The 17,302-nt window shown below is 64.4% G+C and carries 16 protein-coding genes; 7 read left to right on the top strand and 9 right to left on the bottom strand.

Annotated elements, in window-relative coordinates; translation table 11 throughout:
* The first annotated feature begins 132 nt into the window (after positions 1-132).
* A complete protein-coding gene (locus WH303_RS14205) occupies positions 133-888 on the top strand; it encodes an SDR family oxidoreductase (RefSeq protein ID WP_339519267.1) in 756 nt (251 codons plus the stop codon).
* A 131-nt stretch (positions 889-1,019) separates the two neighbouring features.
* Here the strand turns inward: WH303_RS14205 and WH303_RS14200 are convergent, their stop codons facing one another.
* The 4 genes from WH303_RS14200 to WH303_RS14185 all read right to left on the bottom strand — a co-directional run bounded on the left by WH303_RS14200 (position 1,020) and on the right by WH303_RS14185 (position 4,866).
* Complete coding sequence (locus WH303_RS14200; protein WP_021026373.1) at positions 1,020-1,466, bottom strand: IPTL-CTERM sorting domain-containing protein; 447 nt, start codon at positions 1,464-1,466, stop codon at positions 1,020-1,022.
* Between the two features lie 571 nt (positions 1,467-2,037).
* Positions 2,038-2,946: an ABC transporter permease gene (locus WH303_RS14195; RefSeq protein WP_021026372.1), complete on the bottom strand. Its 909-nt coding sequence runs from the start codon at positions 2,944-2,946 to the stop codon at positions 2,038-2,040.
* Positions 2,947-2,967: 21 nt separating this feature from the next.
* Entirely contained in the window at positions 2,968-3,828 is an 861-nt protein-coding gene (locus WH303_RS14190; RefSeq protein WP_312834627.1) for an ABC transporter ATP-binding protein, read from the bottom strand.
* 81 nt (positions 3,829-3,909) lie between these two features.
* Positions 3,910-4,866, bottom strand: coding sequence for an ABC transporter substrate-binding protein (locus tag WH303_RS14185; RefSeq protein WP_339519355.1), 957 nt, complete (start codon positions 4,864-4,866; stop codon positions 3,910-3,912).
* Positions 4,867-5,122: 256 nt separating this feature from the next.
* On the opposite strand from WH303_RS14185, the gene WH303_RS14180 reads away from it, so the two are divergent.
* Both WH303_RS14180 and WH303_RS14175 read left to right on the top strand, forming a co-directional pair.
* The gene (locus tag WH303_RS14180; RefSeq protein ID WP_339519261.1) at positions 5,123-5,803 is read left to right on the top strand and encodes a response regulator transcription factor; all 681 of its coding nucleotides are present in this window, start codon (positions 5,123-5,125) and stop codon (positions 5,801-5,803) included.
* Positions 5,804-7,291 (top strand): sensor histidine kinase, encoded by a 1,488-nt coding sequence (locus WH303_RS14175; RefSeq protein WP_339519259.1) that lies wholly within the window; start codon positions 5,804-5,806, stop codon positions 7,289-7,291.
* On the opposite strand, the gene WH303_RS14170 is transcribed toward WH303_RS14175, so the two are convergent.
* Positions 7,288-8,205 carry a LysR family transcriptional regulator gene (locus tag WH303_RS14170; protein WP_339519257.1) on the bottom strand — a complete coding sequence of 306 codons (918 nt, stop codon included), beginning with the start codon at positions 8,203-8,205 and terminating at the stop codon, positions 7,288-7,290. The genes WH303_RS14175 and WH303_RS14170 overlap by 4 nt on opposite strands.
* A gap of 135 nt (positions 8,206-8,340) precedes the next feature.
* On the opposite strand from WH303_RS14170, the gene WH303_RS14165 reads away from it, so the two are divergent.
* Together WH303_RS14165 and WH303_RS14160 are read left to right on the top strand one after the other, a co-directional pair.
* Complete coding sequence (locus WH303_RS14165) at positions 8,341-9,324, top strand: DUF1852 domain-containing protein (protein WP_339519255.1); 984 nt, start codon at positions 8,341-8,343, stop codon at positions 9,322-9,324.
* Positions 9,325-9,455: 131 nt separating this feature from the next.
* Entirely contained in the window at positions 9,456-10,481 is a 1,026-nt protein-coding gene (locus WH303_RS14160) for a methionine synthase (protein ID WP_021026365.1), read from the top strand.
* 50 nt (positions 10,482-10,531) lie between these two features.
* Here WH303_RS14160 and WH303_RS14155 read toward each other — a convergent pair whose 3' ends face one another.
* From WH303_RS14155 to WH303_RS14140, 4 genes are all read right to left on the bottom strand, one after another.
* Entirely contained in the window at positions 10,532-11,623 is a 1,092-nt protein-coding gene (locus tag WH303_RS14155; protein WP_339519254.1) for an NAD(P)H-dependent flavin oxidoreductase, read from the bottom strand.
* A 2-nt stretch (positions 11,624-11,625) separates the two neighbouring features.
* The gene (locus WH303_RS14150; RefSeq protein WP_339519252.1) at positions 11,626-12,621 is read right to left on the bottom strand and encodes a tripartite tricarboxylate transporter substrate binding protein; all 996 of its coding nucleotides are present in this window, start codon (positions 12,619-12,621) and stop codon (positions 11,626-11,628) included.
* A gap of 80 nt (positions 12,622-12,701) precedes the next feature.
* On the bottom strand, positions 12,702-13,856 hold the full coding sequence (locus WH303_RS14145; protein WP_339519251.1) for an acyl-CoA dehydrogenase family protein: 1,155 nt from the start codon (positions 13,854-13,856) through the stop codon (positions 12,702-12,704).
* Between the two features lie 61 nt (positions 13,857-13,917).
* Entirely contained in the window at positions 13,918-14,757 is an 840-nt protein-coding gene (locus WH303_RS14140) for an IclR family transcriptional regulator (protein ID WP_339519250.1), read from the bottom strand.
* A gap of 127 nt (positions 14,758-14,884) precedes the next feature.
* Between WH303_RS14140 and WH303_RS14135 the strand changes: the two genes are divergently transcribed.
* Complete coding sequence (locus WH303_RS14135; protein WP_339519248.1) at positions 14,885-16,102, top strand: CaiB/BaiF CoA transferase family protein; 1,218 nt, start codon at positions 14,885-14,887, stop codon at positions 16,100-16,102.
* A gap of 164 nt (positions 16,103-16,266) precedes the next feature.
* Entirely contained in the window at positions 16,267-17,268 is a 1,002-nt protein-coding gene (locus WH303_RS14130) for a YhdH/YhfP family quinone oxidoreductase (protein WP_339519246.1), read from the top strand.
* Positions 17,269-17,302 lie beyond the last annotated feature (34 nt).

Here is a 17,302-nt window from a genome sequence, read left to right as displayed (position 1 = left end):
GCCTTATCCCGGTTTTGTCTCAATATTGGAACAATGATATCCACTTTACCCGTCTACCGAAAACTTTGTTCCACCTGCATCATTACATCACTGCAACGAACGGTTCGGCGCACACCTCAAGGAGTAGGAAAAATGGAACGCAAGTTTGACAACAAGGTCGTCGTGGTCACCGGTGGCACCAGCGGTATTGGCCTGGCCACCGCCAAGAAATTTGCCAGCGAAGGCGCCTATGTATTTGTCACCGGCCGCCGCCAGCAAGAGCTGGACAAGGCGGTCAAGGCGATTGGCCCACGCGCCACCGGTGTACGGGCCGACATGTCCCAACTGGCCGACATTGACCGCCTCTACGACGCCGTGCAACAAAGCCATGCGCAAATCGATGTGCTCTACGCCAATGCCGGCGGCGGCTCGATGCTGCCCCTGGGCGCCATCACCGAGGAGCATTTCGACGCCACCTTTGGCACGAATGTGAAGGGCCTCGTGTTTACCGTGCAAAAAGCCTTGCCGCTGCTGCGCGATGGCGCCTCCGTCGTGCTGACCGGCTCGGTCGTCGGCTCCACAGGTACCGCCGCCTTCAGCATCTACAGCGCCTCCAAGGCCGCCGTGCGCAATCTCGCCCGCAGCTGGACCCTGGATCTGAAGGAGCGCGGCATCCGCGTCAATGTCGTCAGCCCCGGCCCCATCCGCACCCCTGGCCTGGTCGAGCTGGCCGGCAACGATGCCGCGCAGCAACAAGGCCTGCTGGACTATATGGCCAGCCAGGTGCCGATCGGCCGCGTCGGCGAAGTCGATGAAATCGCGGATGCGGTGCTGTTCCTGTCATCACCGCAGGCCAAGTTCATCGCCGGCACCGAGCTGTTTGTCGATGGGGGCATGGCGCAGGTTTGAGGCATGGGGTGCAGGTATAAAGCAGTGGGTTGCAAGCGCAGCGAGCTGCCCATCTCCCGCAAGGACTGCATGCTGCGCCCAGCCGCAAAAAAGGCCCGCATGCGCGGGCCTCGTCCTGGCAGCGAAAAGGCTTAGGCGGCTGAGCGGCCAGTGCGCTTTTTGCGCATAAAGGCAAAGAAGCCCACACCAGCGAGCAGGCCCGAGGTCAGGACCAGGTTCCATTCGGACAGCGTGGGCACGGGCACCGATACCGTGGGAGCGACCGGTGTGGTCACTGCACCATCGTCGGCACAGACCTGGACCCAGCCCGGCCAGCCCCCGCTCATCGCCACGGTGATGCTGTTGACGGTGGCCGGGGGATTGTTGGTCAGCGTCAAAGTACCGGACGAGAAGGGGGATGCCGTTCCGGTGTATCCGGTGTCCTTGATCACCAACGGGTTGGTTGCGCTACTGCCCGCCAGCGGCTCGCCAATGTCTGCAGCAACGGATTGGTACAGATCACCGTTGAGGCGCACACGCAGCGACGAACCCAGGGTCCGGATTCCGTGGGCCTTGATGCTTACCGTACTGGTCTGCAACGGTTTGTCAAAGGTGTAGGTGCACGACTGTGCGCCGCCTGTGAGTTGGGCTGTACCTGGCTCAAAAGGCCCTTGAGTAATCGTGTTGTCTTGGCAGGTTCCGCTCACGGTAGCGGTGACGGCGCCATAGGTGGTAGCGCCACCGCTGCCACTGACAAAACACTGTTGAGCGGCATGGGCTGCGTGGAGCGTGCCGAGGCTGAGAAGTACTGCAGAAGCCAAACGAAAAGTGGGGAACATACTGATACATGCAGTTGCACTAGGAATCAATATGTTAACAGCGGACCCAGCACAGTTATGGCAAAAATTGACCTATATCAATTCATTTTTTTCAATAAAAACAATAACAATCAACCTTTTGTACGAGATAGACACCTTCTTGAACGACGCATGCAAAGTAGATTTTTTAACCAAATTGTCAATTATCCAAACCTGGTTGATACACAAAAAAAGCCAGCTCGGTTGGCGGAGCTGGCTGAAGGCCGGTAGGCGAGGGAGCGCTTGGTCCACCGGCGAGGAGACAGGCAAGCGGGCCAGGGCCGCGCTTGCGTATGGATCAAAGGTCAGGGCATCAGAAGGCGGCGGGGCGCCATTTGAGCAGGCGTTTTTCCAGGCGGGTCAGCAAGAAGTCGGCGCCCAGGGCCACCACGGCCAGCACGATCATCGCGGCGAACACGCCACTGGCGTTGAATGCGCCCTGCGCGGTGGAGATCAACAGGCCGATACCTTCCTTGGCGCCGAGGAACTCGCCCACCACGGCGCCGACCAGTGCAAAACCAAAGCTCACATGCAGGCTGGCCAGAATCCAGGACATAGCCGATGGAATCACCACCGACAGGGTGACCTGGCGCGGCGATGCACCCAGGATCTGGGCATTGGCGATCATGTACTTGTCGGCTTCACGCACGCCCTGGAAGGCGTTGGCAAACACCACAAAGAAGACCATCACGACGGCCAGCGCCACCTTGGAGGCCATGCCCAGGCCCAGCGCAATCACGAACACCGAGCCCAGCACCACGCGGGGGATGGAGTTGGCGATCTGGATGTAGATGGAGAACACATCGGACAGCAGCTTGTTGCGGCCCAGCACAATGCCGCAGATGACGCCAGCGATGGAGCCGATCAGAAAGCCGATCACCGTTTCTTCCAACGTGACCAGCACCTGCTGCCACAGCGGGCCTTGTGATGTGCCGTCGCGCATCCACTCCACAATCTGGTTCCAGATCATCGAGGGCATCGAGTAGAAGAAGGGGTCGATCCACTGCATGCGGGCCGAGACTTCCCAGCCGCCGAGGACCAGCACCAGCACCAAGAGGCGCAGCCCGATGATGACGGCCTTGCGGCGCTTGATGGCGGCCTGCGCGGCAATGGATTCCTGCGCGAGCGCGGCGTCGCTCACGGCAGCGGGGGTGTGGTCTGCCGCAGCCGACACGGGTGCCGGGCTGCGCGCGGCGTTGGGGTTCAGGGTGAGTTCAGACATGGTGTGTTCCTTGCCTTGTGTTTACTGGATATGGACTTCTTCGCGCAGGTCATCCCAGATGCGCTTGGACAGGTCGATGAACTGCGGGTCGTAGCGCACCTCGCTCATCACGCGGGGGCGTGGCAGGTCGATCTCGTAGACGCGCTTCAAGGTGGCGGGGCGGGCCGTCAGCACAAACACGCGGTCGGCCAGCGCAATGGCTTCCTCCAGGTCATGGGTCACAAACACCACCGAGCCGCCGGACGCCGACCACAGGCGCAGCAGCTCATCCTGCATCAGGGTGCGGGTCTGCATGTCCAGCGCCGAGAAGGGCTCGTCCATCAGCAGGATTTCTGGCTGGTTGATAAAGGTCTGCGCTAGCGCCACGCGCTTGCGCATGCCGCCCGAGAGCTGGTGCGGGTAGTGGTTGCCAAAGTTGGCCAGGCCCACGCGGTGGATCCACTCATCGGCCAGCTTGAGCGCCTGCTCGCGCGGCGTGCCGCGAAAGATGGGGCCGGCTGCCACGTTGTCGCGCACCGATTTCCAGGGGAAGACGGCATCGGCCTGGAACACAAAGCCGATGCGCGGATCGATCTGCTCGACCTTCTTGCCCATCACCCGCACCTCACCCACTGTCGGCTGCAGCAGGCTGGTGATCAGGTTCAGCGTCGTGGATTTGCCGCTGCCAGTGGGCCCGACGATGGCGATGAATTCGCCCCTGGCCACCGACATCGAAAAATTGCGCAGCGCCAATGTGGCTGTGCCATCTGGCGCAATAAAGCGCAGCGACACCTTGTCGAATTCAATGGCCGCATCGGCCTGGGTTGCAGAGGCAGCGGCATTTTTGGGCTGCACGGTGCTGGACGGCTGCTGGCTGGCAACCGCCTGGGTGGCATAGGACATGGTGGTCTCCCCTGTGGGTGTGGATTGCGGGCAAGCGGCAGCACGGCCTGGCCGCGCTGCTGGCCGGATTGCGCCGCCTTTTTACTTGGCGCTCAGGTAGGCGTTGGAATAGGTCTTGGCCAGGTCAATGTGCGCGCTCTTCACATTGGGCTTGTAGGCCGACAGCACCTTGAGCACCGTCTCTGGGCCGCCTTCGGGCATCTTGCCGTCCTTGGTGTACATGGGCAGCGAGGCCTTCAGCGCCGCCACATACAGCTCCTTGTCATTGCCGTAGTAGTCCTTGGGCATCTTCTCGGCAATCTCTTCGGCGCTGTGGCTGCTGATGTACTGCATGGTCTTGCCAAAGGCGCGCGCGAGCTTGGCCGCCTGGTCCTTGTGGCTGGCGGCCCATTCGTTGCGCACATACAGGCTGGCGGCGGGGTAGAGGCCACCCAATGCCGCCTGGGTGCCCTCTTCGCTGCGCATGTCGACGAGCACCTTGGCGTCCCCGGTCTTGAGCATTTGCGACACGGTCGGCTCGGTGGTCATGCCCGCCTGGATGCGGTCCTGCTTCATGCCGGCGATAAAGGAGTTGCCAGCGCCCACGGGCAGCAGCGAGTAGTCCTTGCTGGCCACGCCTTCCTTGTCGACCAGGTAGCGGGTGAGGAACTCGGTGGACGAGCCCAGGCCGGTGACGCCCAGGGTCTTGCCCTTGGCATCGGCCATCGATTTGAAGCCGCCCGCAGCCGCCTTGGTGGACACCAGCTCGACCTCACCGGGCACCTTGCAGAACACCGCAATGGCCTGGATCTCCTTGCCCTTGGCCTGCAGGTCGATGGTGTGGTCATAGAAACCCACCACGCCTTGCACGGCACCGGCGATCAGCTGGTTTTCCGCATCCACGCCGGCAGGCTGCGACTGCAGTTCCACCTTCAGGCCCTCTTCCTTGAAGTAGCCCAGCGACTCGGCCAGCTTGGCGGGCAGGTAGATGATCTTGTTGATGCCGCCCACCATGATGGTGACGGTGTCGTCTGCCGCCTGGGCAGCCGTGCTGGCCATGCAGCAGACAGCAGCGGCGGCGATGGCAGCCAGGGCATGGCGGCGGGTAGCGTGGAATGGGGTCATGCAGTGTCTCCTTGGAAGTTGTGGTCCTGGCATCTGCAGTGGTGGCTCCCCGAGCTGGGCGACCGCATAATGCACCGGATAGGAACAGAGTCTAGAAACTGCACCCTTTCAGTGCGCTTTCGCTGCACTGCAGCATTTTTAGTGGTTATCCCTGATCTATTTGCGGGCGCCCGGCGCACCCCCTCCTCCGATGAAGATCCTTCTGGTCGAAGACAACCTGGAACTGGCCCAGTCCCTGGCCGAGCTGCTGCGCCAGCATGCTTTTGTGGTGGACCATGTGGACCGTGGCGATGCAGCCGACCAGCTGCTGAGCCAATCGCACTACGACCTGCTGCTGCTGGACCTGAACCTGCCCCAGCTGAGCGGCAAGGCCTTGCTGCGCCGCCTGCGTGAGCGGGGGGACAGCCTGCCGGTGATTGTGCTCACGGCCAGCGATTCGCTCGACCAAAAGGTGCTGTGCCTGGAGATTGGCGCCGATGACTACCTGGTCAAACCGGTGGAAGTGCGCGAGTTGCTGGCGCGCATGCAGGCCATTGCGCGGCGCCAGATGCCCGGGCGCGAGAACCAGGTGCGCTGCGGCAACCTGCAGCTGGACTTGCGCACGCGCCTGTTCAGCGTGGCGGACGAAGAGCTGGCCCTGCCCCCGCGCGAGCGCAGCGTGCTCGAAGCGCTGATGCTGCAAAACGGCAGCGCGCTGCCCAAGCAGCGGTTGATGGATGTGATCTACGGCATGGACGAAGAGGCCAGTGCCGACGCGGTGGACCTGTATGTGCACCGCCTGCGCAAGAAGCTGCAGGCCAGCGACACCACGATCATGACCTTGCGCGGCGTGGGCTACCTGCTCAAGCAAAAACTGGCCGGCGGGGACTGAATGCTGCACAGCCTGCGCGCACGCCTGGCCCTGTGGCTGCTGCTGCCGCTGGCGGTGCTGGTGGGCCTGTGCGGCTGGTTTGCCCATGAGCATGCCGAGGATGCGGCCGACTATGTGCAGGACCATGACCTGCTGTCCTCGGCCAAGATCCTGGCTGACCGCCTGATCTGGGAAGACGGCGATGTGCGCGCCAGCGTGCCGCCGTCGGCGCTCAGCCTGTTCATGTCGCCCGCGCGCGACCATGTCTACCTGAGCGTGATGGATGCGCAGGGCCAGCTGCTGGCGGGCCAGCAGAATTTTCCGCAACCGCCACAACTGAAGCTGAGCGGCAGCGACAACGCCCAGTGGTATGACGCCGTCTGGCAAGGCCAGCCGATTCGCGCCGTCATCACGCGCCGGGCCATGTATGACGTGGCGGGCGCGCGCGAGATCACCATCCTGGTTGGCAAAACCACGCACAGCCGCGACAACATGGTGCAGACCTTGTGGTGGCCGACGATGGAATACCTGCTCTGGGCGCTGGCCGTGGCCGTGCTGGTAAGCGCCACCGCCTTGACCTTGGAGCTGCGCGCGCTGCTGCGCATGGCGCGCCAGCTGGCCGAGCGCCCGGCCCGGGATCTGGATTTTCACCTCGACTCGCGCCAGATCCACCAGGAGCTGCGGCCGCTGACCGATACCGTCAACCAGTTTGCCCGCACCATCCGCGCCCAGGTCGCGCGCCAGCGCCAGTTCATCTCGGATGCCGCGCACCAGCTGCGCACGCCGCTGGCCATCCAGGCCCATACCTTGGAGCAGGCGCTGGGCCAGACCCCTGCCGAGTTGGCCGCCCTGTCGGTCGCGCAGCGCCTGGCTGTGCTGCAGCGGCTGCAGCGCAGCAACCAGCAGTTGCTCAATGTGGCCAACCAGCTGCTGACCCTGGCGCAGGCCGAGGCCGGCGGCGCCGCACATGCCGCCCAAACGCCGCAGTGGCTGGACCTGCGCGCGCTCTGCCTGCAGTGCCTGGAAGCCTTGGCGCCGGCGGCCGACCTCAAGCAGATCGACCTGGGCTGGGAAGAACGCGCAGCGCCAGCTGCAGCACCCGCCGATGGCGCAATGCCCTCAGCCGATGCGCATGCGTTTTCGCTCTACACCAGCAGCCGGCTGCTGCCCGAGCTGATTGCCAATCTGGTGGACAACGCGATCCGCTACACGCCGCCGCAAGGCCAGGTCACCCTGGGCCTGGAGGCCAGCGCCGGCAGCCTGCTGTTGTGGGTGCAGGACAATGGCCCGGGCATACCGGCGCAAAGCCGCGATCGGGTGCTGGAGCGCTTTTACCGCCTGGCCAATGACACGCCCGGCACCGGCCTGGGGCTGGCGATTGTGCAGGAGGTAGCACGTGCCACCGGCGCCAGCCTGCAACTGGCCGATGCCCAGCAGCGCTACACGCCACCCTTTGGCCCGGGCCTGCGCATCAGCGTGCGTTTTGTGCGCGTGGCCGGCCCCGGCTAGGCTTTGTTGGCGGTAGCAGCGGCTGTGAGCGCACGCGGCTGGCGCGCCAGTTCGATAAAGGCGCGCACATAGTCGATGGCCGTCTCCAATTCGCGCGCCCCCAGAAAGATCTGCTTGGCAATGCCGCGTGGGCCCAGCCGCACCGGCACCACATCCATCTTGGCGGCGTACTCCTCCACCAGCCAGCGCGGCAGCGCCGCCACACCCCGGCCGCTGGCGACCATCTGCACCATGATGTCGGTGGTCTCGATGGCCTTGTGGCGCCGGGGCGTGATGCCGGCGGGCAGCAGGAACTGGTTGTAGATGTCGAGCCGTTCGATATCGACCGGGTAGCTGATCAGCACCTCCTGCGCGAGCTGCTGGGGCTTCACATAGGCGGCAGAGGCCAGCGCATGGCCCCGGGGCACGACCAGCACCTGCTCGTAGTCAAACACCGGCTCAAACTGCAGCCCGGGTTTGAACAACGGGTCGGGCGTGACCAGCAGGTCGATCTCATAGCCAAACAACGCGCCGATACCGCCGAACTGGAATTTCTGCTTCACGTCCACCTCCACATCGGGCCAGGCGGCCAGGTAGGGCGAGACGACCTTGAGCAGCCACTGGTAGCAGGGGTGGCATTCCATGCCAATGCGCAGCGCGCCGCGCTCGCCCTGGGCAAACTGGCCCAGGCGCTCTTCGGCCAGGTCCAGCTGCGGCAGCACGCGGTTGGCCACCGCCAGCAGGTACTGGCCGGCCTGCGTCAGCCGCAGGCTACGGCCTTCGCGCAGCCATACCTCCGTGCCCAGCTGCTGCTCGAGCTTTTTCATGCTGTGGCTCAAGGCCGATTGGGTGAGGTGGAGCACGCCGGCAGCGGCGGTGAGCGAGCCCTGCTTTTCGACTTGCTGCACGATGCTGAGGTGGATACGTTCCAACATTCAGATGAACCACATTCATGGGTTTATGAGATAAAACCATTTTACTTCATGAATAACCCGCTCTAACATCCGGCCCATCGGTCTGAGTGACGTCTTGTGCGCTTCAGATCCCCCGCATTCAACGATCGGACCCCCATGAGCAGCGACATCCGCTTCACCCTCCAGCGCCTGCGTTTTGACGAGCACTACCAGCCCTCCGACAGCACGCGTATCACCACCAACTTTGCCAACCTGGCCCGGGGCCAGAGCCGGCAGCAGAACCTGCGCAACACCTTGCGGATGATCGACAACCGCTTCAACGAGCTGGCCCATTGGGACAACCCGAGCGCCGACCGCTATGCAGTGGAGCTGGACATCGTCACGGTGGAAATGCAACTGGGCGCGCAGCGCAACCAGGAGGCCTTTCCGCTGATCGAGATGCTCCAGACCCATATCTTCGACAAGCAGACGGGCCAACGCACGGCCGGCATTGTGGGCAACAACTTCTCATCCTATGTGCGCGACTACGACTTCAGCGTGCTGCTGCCGGCGCACAACCTGGACCGGGCCGGCTTCAGCACCCCGGCGCATTTTGGCGATCTGCATGGCAAGCTGTTCAAGGCCTTTACGGCCTCCAGCACCTACCGGGACAACTTCAGCAAGCCGCCGGTGATCTGCATCAGCGCATCGACCAGCAAGGTCTACCAGCGCAGCGGCAACCAGCACCCGGTGCTGGGCATCGAGTACCAGCAAAACGAGCTGTCGTCGACCGACCAGTACTTTGCCAAGATGGGGATGCAGGTGCGCTTTTTCATGCCCGCCAACAGCGTTGCGCCGCTGGCCTTTTACTTTGATGGCGACCTGCTGGGCGACTACAGCAGCCTGGAGCTGATTGCCACCATCAGCACGATGGAGACCTTCCAGAAGATCTACCGCCCGGAGATCTACAACGCCAATGCCGCCGCCGGTGCGCGCTACCAGCCAAGCCTGAAGCACGAGGATTACTCGCTGACGCAGATCGTCTATGACCGCGAAGAGCGCAGCCAGCTGGCCATCCAACAAGGCCGGTTTGCCGAAGAGCACTTCATCAAGCCCTACCAGGGTGTGCTGCAGGCCTGGGCGGCCCAGGCCAGCGTTTAAGAACCTGTTCCAAAGCCTTGGCGCTGCGGCGCCATGCTGCCGATGTCACCTAGGCAACCCCCTTGCGCAGCGGCGTGCGCACAATGCCTTGCACGCCAACCTGCCCCTCATTTTTGAAAAGGAAATCTTTGATGTTTGAAACCTCCATTGCCGGCAGTCTGCCCAAACCCGCCTGGCTGGCCGAAACCAACAAGCTCTGGCCCCAGTGGATGGCAGAAGGCGATGCACTGCGCCAGGCCAAGGCGGATGCCACCTTGCTGTGGATCAAGGCCCAGGAGGACGCCGGCCTGGACATCGTGGGCGACGGCGAACAGGCGCGCCAGCACTTTGTGCACGGCTTTCTGGAGCAGGTCGAAGGCATCGACTTCGACAACAAGGTGAAGATGGGCATCCGCGACAACCGCTACGACGCGATGGTGCCGCAGGTGGTGTCCGCCCTGCGCCTCAAGGGCCGCGTGCATGCGTTTGAAGCGCAGCTGGCGCGTGCCCACACCCAAAAAAAGCTCAAGTTCACCCTGCCCGGCCCGATGACCATTGTGGACACCGTGGCGGACCGCTTCTATGGCGACAAGGTAAAGATGGCCATGGCCTTTGCGGAGCTGCTGAACCAGGAAGCGCTGGCCCTGCAGGCCGATGGCGTGGACATCATCCAGTTTGATGAGCCGGCCTTCAACGTCTACATGAAGGACGCGGCCGACTGGGGCGTGCAGGCGCTCGAGCGCGCAGCGCAGGGCCTCAGCTGCACAACGGCGGTGCACATCTGCTACGGCTACGGCATCAAGGCCAATACCGACTGGAAGAGCACCTTGGGCGACGAATGGCGCCAGTACGAGACGGTGTTCCCGGCGCTCGCGCGCAGCAGCATCGACCAGGTGAGCCTGGAGTGCATCCACTCCCATGTGCCGCCCGACCTGATGAAGCTGCTGGCGGGCAAGGATGTCATGGTCGGTGTGATCGATGTGGCAAGCGACACCATCGAGACGCCCGAGGAAGTGGCCGACACCATTGCTCGCGCACTGGAGTTTGTGCCCGCGGACCGCCTCTTCCCCTGCACCAACTGCGGCCTGGCACCGATGTCGCGCGATGTGGCCTGGGGCAAGCTCAAGGCACTGGCAGCGGGCACCCAGCTGGCCAAGGAGCGGCTGGCTGCTGCCTGATACGCCAGCATGACCCGGTCAACCTAACCTGGTCTCCCCGACCAGGTCAGCTACTGCACAAACCCGCTCACCCGCCCCCAGGCCTGGTGCATCTCGGCCACCAGCAGGGTCATCTGCGCGGCGACCGTCGTGCGCGCCTTGATGCCGAACACGCTCTGCCCGGCGGCCTCGTAGATCAGCTGGGCATGGTTATGTTCGTGGATGGAGGCGAACACATCACCGGTCAACGCCTGCTGCTGGGGCATGCCGAGCGGCACGGGCGCATCGGCCTCGTCCCAGGCGTCGATCCAGGCACTGCGCACCACGCGGCAGGGCTTGCCGCTGTGGGCGCGCGAGATAACGGTGTCCTCGCTGCTGCTGGCGATCAGCCGGTCCAGCAACGCAGCGGGAGTGTGGTTCTCTTGCGCGGCCATCCACAAGGTGCCCAGCCAGGCGCCCTGCGCACCGCTGCAGATGCTGCCCAGCACCTGCGCACCGGTGGCGATGCCGCCAGCGGCCAGCACCGGCGTGTTCTGTGCCACTTCCACAATCTGCGGCAGCAGCGACATCGTGCCCACCGTGCCGGTATGGCCGCCCGCGTCATAGCCCTGGGCGACGAGCACATCCACGCCCATGTCCAGCGCCTTGCGCGCATGGCGCACGGAGCCAATCAGCGAGAACGTGAGCTTGCCTCTGCGCTTGGCCTCGGCAATCAGCTCGGCACGCAGGCCGATGGCCGTTGCCACCGCGCAAGCCTGAGAGTTCAGCACCGCATCGATCTGCGCCTGGAACAGGGCTTCGGAGCGCGCATGGGCGGTGAAAAAGCTGGGCTGGCTGGGCGGCTGGATTGCAAAGCGCTCGCGCAGCCCGGCGACAAAGGCCACATGCGCGGGTGGCAGCGCCGCCTGCAGGCTTTGCGGATCGGCCTGCTCAGGCACATGGGCGGGCAGCATCAGGTCAATGCCATAGGGCAGCCCCGCCAGGCGCTGCTCCACATCGCGCACGATCGCCGGAATATCCTGCGGCGCATCGCGTGCCAGCCCCAGCACGGGAAAGCCGCCGGCCTGGGCAATGGCGACCACGACATCGGGCTCGTGCGAGAAGCCAAAGATGGGATGCGGGATGCCCAGGCGCTGGCAAAGAGGTGTTTGAAACTGCGGCATGTTCAGTTGGGCTCAATGCCGGCCTGCTTGATGACCTGGCCCCACTTCTCGCTCTCCTGCGCGATGAAGCTATCGAACTGCTCAGCGTTCTGCGGTGCCAGCTCCATGCCCAGCGATTCGAGCTTGGTCCTGACATCGGGCTGCGCGAGGATCTGCGCAATATCGGCCGACAGCTTGTGCAGCACGGGCGCCGGTGTCTTGGCCGGGGCCACAAAGCCAAACCAGGTGCCCACGTTGTAGTGGGGCTGCTGCGCCGCCTCGGCCACGGTCGGCAGATCGGGCGATGCGCTGGAGCGCTTGGCGGTGGTGACGGCCAGCGCGCGCAGCTTGCCACTTTTGACATGGGGGATCGCGAGCGCCGAGGTCAGCGGCATCATGTTGACCCTGCCGGAGAGCAGGTCGTTCAAGGCCTCGGACTGGCCTTTGTAGGGCACATGCGCGAGCGAGATTTTGGCCTCTTGCGCCAGCAGCTCGCCCGACAGGTGGTTGGAGGTGCCCAGGCCGGCAGTGGCATAGGTCAAAGGCGGATCGCTCTTCTTGGCCAGCGCGACGAACTCGGCCATGGTCTTGGCCGGCAGGCTGGGGTGCACGACGATGATATTGGGCACATAGCCAAAGCCGGCGATGGCCTTGAAGTCGCGCACGGGGATCCAGCTGATGCTCTTTTGCAGCGCGGGCGCCACCGCATGGCTGGGGCTGACCGCCAGCAGGGTGTAGCCATCAGGCGCGGATTTGGCGACATAGTCGGTGCCGATGGATCCGCCCGCACCCGTCTTGTTCTCCACGATGAAGGGCTTGCCGTACTGGTTAGAGAGTTTGTCGCTGATGATGCGCGCGACCGAATCGACCACCCCGCCCGCCGAGAACGGCACGATGACCTTGACCGGTTTCGTTGGATAGCCTTCCGCCTGGGGCTGCGCCTGCGCAAGCGCAGTGACGGCCAGACTGCACGCCAGCAAGGCGCGCGCCGCAGGGGCGAGGGATGGGATGGTCTGCATGGCTTTGTCTCCTGAGAAGGGTGGATTCGGCTTTTGTAGGTCTGCTCTTGTTCTAGTCTCGGCGCGGTGATGGTTGGCGGTTACGAAGTCAGCGCTGCCATCGTGCGTTTGGCGATATTGCTGATGTGGACCTGGCTCGTGCCTTCATAGAGCCGGAACAGGCGCACATCGCGGTAGAAGCGTTCGGCCACATTGCCGGCCACATAGCCGCTGCCGCCAAAGATCTGCACGGCCCGGTCGGCCACACGGCCGCAGGTCTCGGAGGCAAAGAGCTTGCACATAGAGGCCTCCATGGTCACGTCCTGGCCATCGTCGCGCTTGCGCGCGGTCTCCAGCACGAGTGCGCGGGCGGCGTGCACCTCGGTGTTGCTTTCGGCAATCAGCTGCTGCACCAGCTGGAACTCGCCAATCGGCTGGCCAAACTGCTGGCGGCGCTGCGCTTGCAGGGCCATCTCCTGCACCAGGCGGATGGCGGGGCCCACGCAAAGACCCGCCAGGTTGATGCGCTGCTTGTTGAGCGCGCGCATCGCTGTGCGAAAGCCCTTGCCCTCCAGGCCGCCGACGATGGCGCTTTCATGCACGCGCACCTGGTCCAGCACCACCTCGCCGACGGGCGAGCCATGCTGGCCCATCTTGCGCATGGCCGGTGGTGTGGACAGCCCGGGCGTGCCGCGCTCGATCAGAAAGGCGCTGATGCCGTTGGCGCCCTTGCTGCCGGGTTCGGACCGGGCAAACACGGTGAACAGGTTGGCAATCGGCGCATTGGTGATAAAGCACTTGCGCCCGCTGATCACAAAATGCGCGCCGTCGCGCACGGCCGTGGTCCGCAGCGCGGTGGCATCCGAGCCGGCCTCGGGCTCGGTCAGCGCAAAGCAGCCCGTCACTTCGCCGCTGGCCAGCAGCGGCAGGTACTGGCGCTTCTGCGCCTCGGTGCCATCGACCACCAGCGACTCCGATGCAATACCGGTATTGCCGCCAAAGCGCGCGCGGAACGTGGTCGCTACCTGCGAGACCTCGATATTGACCAGCGCCAGCTCCTCGGTCGTCAGGCCCGCGCCGCCATAGGCCTCGGGGATGCTGTGGCCAAACAGGCCCAGCTCGCGCATGCGCTGCACCACCGGCTCAGGGATCAGGTCCTGCTCATCGACCTGCACCTCGATCGGCTGGCATTCGTTGCGCAGAAAGCTGCGCAGCTCGGTCAGCATGGCTTCAAACGTCTGGGGGTCTCGGATCATCACGCTTCTTTCTTGGGGGTGGTGGCCTGGCGCTGGCTGCAGGGCTTGGGGCGTTAGCGCCCTAGCGCATGCCCAGCGCCAGTTCCAGTTGAAAAACGGCATCTTTCAGCAGCGGTGCCACCTCGCGGCTAAGCAGGTTCCTGGACGCCCGGTGGGTGGACAAGGTGCAGTTCAGCGCGACGGGCAAGCCGCCCAGGTGGGTGCGCACCGGCACGGCAATCGCATGGATCTCCTTGCGCCAGTCGCCCTTGGAGTGGCAGTAACCCTCTTCTTGGAAGCGCACTACATCGGCCTGCCAGTGGGGCAGTTGGGCCTCGTACTCGGTACGGTCCTTGACCCGGAGGTAATTGATGATGGCGCGCTGCTCGGCCGCCGGACAGGCCAGGATCAGCGCCCGGCCGATGGCGCTGGACAGCAGCGGGCGGGTGGAGCCGATATCGGGCAAGTGCTGGTTGGTGGAATCGGCCCGCACCGAGTCGATATAGACCACCTGGTCGCGGTCGCGTACGCCCATGTTGACGGTGCAGCCGGTGCTGCGGGCGAGTGACTCCATCAGCGGCTTGGCCGCCTGGCGCACGGCCATGCTGGCCAGCAGCGGGTGGCCCAGCGACAGCACGCCCGGGCCCAGCCGGTACTTTTGCAGCTGGCCGTCGCGGCTCAGATAGCCCAGCAAGGTGAGCGTGTAGGTCAGCCTTGAAACGGTGGGCTTGGGCAGGCCGGTGCGGTCGGCAATCTCGCGGTTGCCCAGCACCGGGCTGGCCGGCGTAAACGCCCTCAGCACCTCCAGACCGCGCGCCAGGTTCATCGAGAACTGGCGGTCTTGCGTGAGGTCATGGGGGCTGACAAGCCCAGGCAGAGGGATGGTGTGCACGGCAGGTTTGGCGGTGGTTCGTGTGGTCATGATTGGGCGGCAGCCTTTCCAGGTCAATCGTTTGAGCCGAGTGTTTCGCTAAGCGAAACATGCTATTGCAGCTGCCCATCCGCTGTGGGACAAAGCGGCTATTGCGCTTACTGCACGAAGAGTTTTCATGACCCACCACAAGACCAAGACCAACCCAGGCTCGCTGGCCGGCGTACGCATCCTGGACATGGCCACGGTGCTGGCTGCACCCAGTGGCGCGACCATGTGCGCCGACCATGGCGCCGATGTTGTCAAGCTGGAGCTGCCCGATGGCAACGATGCGCTGCGCCACATGCAGCCCATCAAGGATGGATCGCCGCTGTGGTGGAAGGTGGCGAACCGGGGCAAGCGCGGCATCACCCTGGATGTGCGCAAGCCGCAGGGGCGCGCGCTGCTGCTGGCCATGCTGGCGCAGTTCGATGTGCTGGTGGAGAACTTTCGCACCGGCAGCCTGGACCGCTGGGGCCTGGACATTGGCACCCTGCACCGCGCCAACCCGCGCCTTATCGTGGTGCGGCTGACCGGCTTTGGCCAGACGGGCCCCTACAGCGCCCGCGCCGGCTTTGCGCGGGTGTTTGAGGCGATGAGCGGTTTCACCAACCTGACCGCCCCCGTCGGCGGCGCGCCGATGCACAGCAACTACCCGATCGGCGACTCGGTCGCCGGCATCTTTTGCGCGTTCTCGATCGCTGCAGAAATGGCCCGCCTGCGTGCCGACCCCGAGGCGCTGGGCGTGGAGGTGGACCTGTCTGCTACCGAGGCGCTGTTCCGCATTCTGGACCCGCTGCCCGTCGAGCATGAACAGCTGGGCCTGGCCCGGCGCGGCGAAGGCAATCTGGCCACCTACACGGCGCCGTCCAATATGTACCGCAGCGCCGATGGCGTGTTCTTCTCGATGGTGGCGTCATCGCAGGCCGTCTGGCTGCGGCTGTGCAAGGCGATGGACAAGCCCCAGCTGGCAGACGACCCGCGCTTTGGCAGCCTGCCCCAGCGCGTGGCCCATGTGCATGCACTTGATGCCATCGTCAGCGGCTGGTTTGCCGAGCATGGCTTTGCGCTGATCAGCCAGAAGCTGGAGGCCTGCGAGATTCCGTTCAGCAAGGTCTATGACATCGCCGATATCGAGGCGGACCCGCATTTTCAGGCGCGCGAGGCCATCATCCGCTTGCCCGATGCCGACCATGGCAGCCTGCCTGCGCCCTGCATTGTTCCGCGCATCATCGGCCGCGACATGCCGGTGCCCCGCACCGGCCCGGCACTGGGCGAGCACAACGCCGAGGTCTATGCCGCCTTCGGCATCTCGGCCGATGAACTGGCACAGCTGCGCGCGCAAGGCGTGGTCTGACCGTATACCTCAATAGAGTCGCTAACACGGCCCAGCAAACCGAAGGTTTGCGATTGAGACTAGGCGTCGCCGACTAGGCGTCGAACCGCAGGCAGTACAGTAGTACGACAAGGTTCGGCAACGACGTATCAAGGGTTGTGTTAGCGACTCTTCAGGAGAACTGCATGAACCGCTACCAGGCCATGGTCACGCGCAGCGCGGACAAAGCCATCCACTCACAGATAGAGACCCTGCAGCGCAGCGAGCTCGCGCCCGGCGAAGTGCTGGTCCAGTCCCACTATGCGGGCGTCAACTACAAGGACTGTTTGTCGCTGCACGGGGCGGCCAGGATCATCACGCAGTTCCCCCGCGTGGCGGGGATCGAGGTGGTGGGCAAGGTACTTGAATCGCACAGCGACCAGTTCCGGCCCGGGGACATGGTGCTCAGCCATGGTTTCCAGCGCGGCATTGATGTCGATGGTGGCTTTGCCGAACTGGTGCAGGCGCCCGCCGAGCACCTGCAAGCCCTGCCCGCAGGCCTGAGCGCCGAGCAGGTCGCCATCCTCGGTGTGCCCGGCTTTACTGCCGCAATGGCGCTGGAGCGCTTTGAAGAACTGGGCCTTCAGCCCGACAGCGGCCTGGTCGCCATCTCCGGCGCCGGCGGCGCCGTGGGCCGGCTGGCCCTCCATATGCTGCACCGGGCCGGCTACCGCAGCGCGGCGCTGACCCGCAACCCCAGCAACGAAGCGGCACTGCGCGCCCTCGGCGCCAGCGAGGTGATCGACATCAGCCAGGTGGTGGATTCCAAGCGCCCCATCGAAAAGCCGCAGTTCGCTGCCGGCATCGACAACGTGGGCGGCGCGGTGCTGTCATGGATGCTGCGGTCTCTGGCCGATGGCGGCCTGCTGGCCAGCGTGGGCAATGCCTCGGGCAACAGCTTTGATGGCAGCGTACTGCCCTTTATCATGCGCCGCGCCCAGATGTTCGGCATCGTCGCCAACGCCCCCTGGCCGCAACGGCGCAGGCTGTGGGACAGACTGGCGGGCGACTGGAAGCCGGACTTTGCCGCGCTGCAGCCCGATGTGCGCTTTATCGGGCTGGATGAGCTGCTGGGGCATGCGGCGCGGCAGTTGGAGGGGGCAACAAGTGGGCGCACGGTAGTGCGGTTTGGGGCTGCGGACGCATAAGCCCATACTGGGCCTCCGTAGAATGGCCGATTTC

This window comes from Comamonas sp. MYb69, from assembly GCF_037479315.1.
Lineage (GTDB): Bacteria > Pseudomonadota > Gammaproteobacteria > Burkholderiales > Burkholderiaceae_C > Comamonas.
The sequence above is the reverse complement of the archived record's forward strand: the minus strand, read 5'-3'. Positions and strand labels throughout refer to the sequence as shown.

Bases quoted from the DNA above. Each gene is read 5' to 3' on its own strand.
- WH303_RS14205 (WP_339519267.1), top strand. From the start codon at position 133: ATGGAACGCAAGTTTGACAACAAGGTCGTCGTGGTCACCGGTGGCACC.
- WH303_RS14195 (WP_021026372.1), bottom strand. From the start codon at position 2,946: ATGTCTGAACTCACCCTGAACCCCAACGCCGCGCGCAGCCCGGCACCC.
- WH303_RS14190 (WP_312834627.1), bottom strand. From the start codon at position 3,828: ATGTCCTATGCCACCCAGGCGGTTGCCAGCCAGCAGCCGTCCAGCACC.
- WH303_RS14185 (WP_339519355.1), bottom strand. From the start codon at position 4,866: ATGGCCAGCACGGCTGCCCAGGCGGCAGACGACACCGTCACCATCATG.
- WH303_RS14180 (WP_339519261.1), top strand. From the start codon at position 5,123: ATGAAGATCCTTCTGGTCGAAGACAACCTGGAACTGGCCCAGTCCCTG.
- WH303_RS14175 (WP_339519259.1), top strand. From the start codon at position 5,804: ATGCTGCACAGCCTGCGCGCACGCCTGGCCCTGTGGCTGCTGCTGCCG.
- WH303_RS14170 (WP_339519257.1), bottom strand. From the start codon at position 8,205: ATGTTGGAACGTATCCACCTCAGCATCGTGCAGCAAGTCGAAAAGCAG.
- WH303_RS14165 (WP_339519255.1), top strand. From the start codon at position 8,341: ATGAGCAGCGACATCCGCTTCACCCTCCAGCGCCTGCGTTTTGACGAG.
- WH303_RS14160 (WP_021026365.1), top strand. From the start codon at position 9,456: ATGTTTGAAACCTCCATTGCCGGCAGTCTGCCCAAACCCGCCTGGCTG.
- WH303_RS14155 (WP_339519254.1), bottom strand. From the start codon at position 11,623: ATGCCGCAGTTTCAAACACCTCTTTGCCAGCGCCTGGGCATCCCGCAT.
- WH303_RS14150 (WP_339519252.1), bottom strand. From the start codon at position 12,621: ATGCAGACCATCCCATCCCTCGCCCCTGCGGCGCGCGCCTTGCTGGCG.
- WH303_RS14145 (WP_339519251.1), bottom strand. From the start codon at position 13,856: ATGATCCGAGACCCCCAGACGTTTGAAGCCATGCTGACCGAGCTGCGC.
- WH303_RS14140 (WP_339519250.1), bottom strand. From the start codon at position 14,757: ATGACCACACGAACCACCGCCAAACCTGCCGTGCACACCATCCCTCTG.
- WH303_RS14135 (WP_339519248.1), top strand. From the start codon at position 14,885: ATGACCCACCACAAGACCAAGACCAACCCAGGCTCGCTGGCCGGCGTA.
- WH303_RS14130 (WP_339519246.1), top strand. From the start codon at position 16,267: ATGAACCGCTACCAGGCCATGGTCACGCGCAGCGCGGACAAAGCCATC.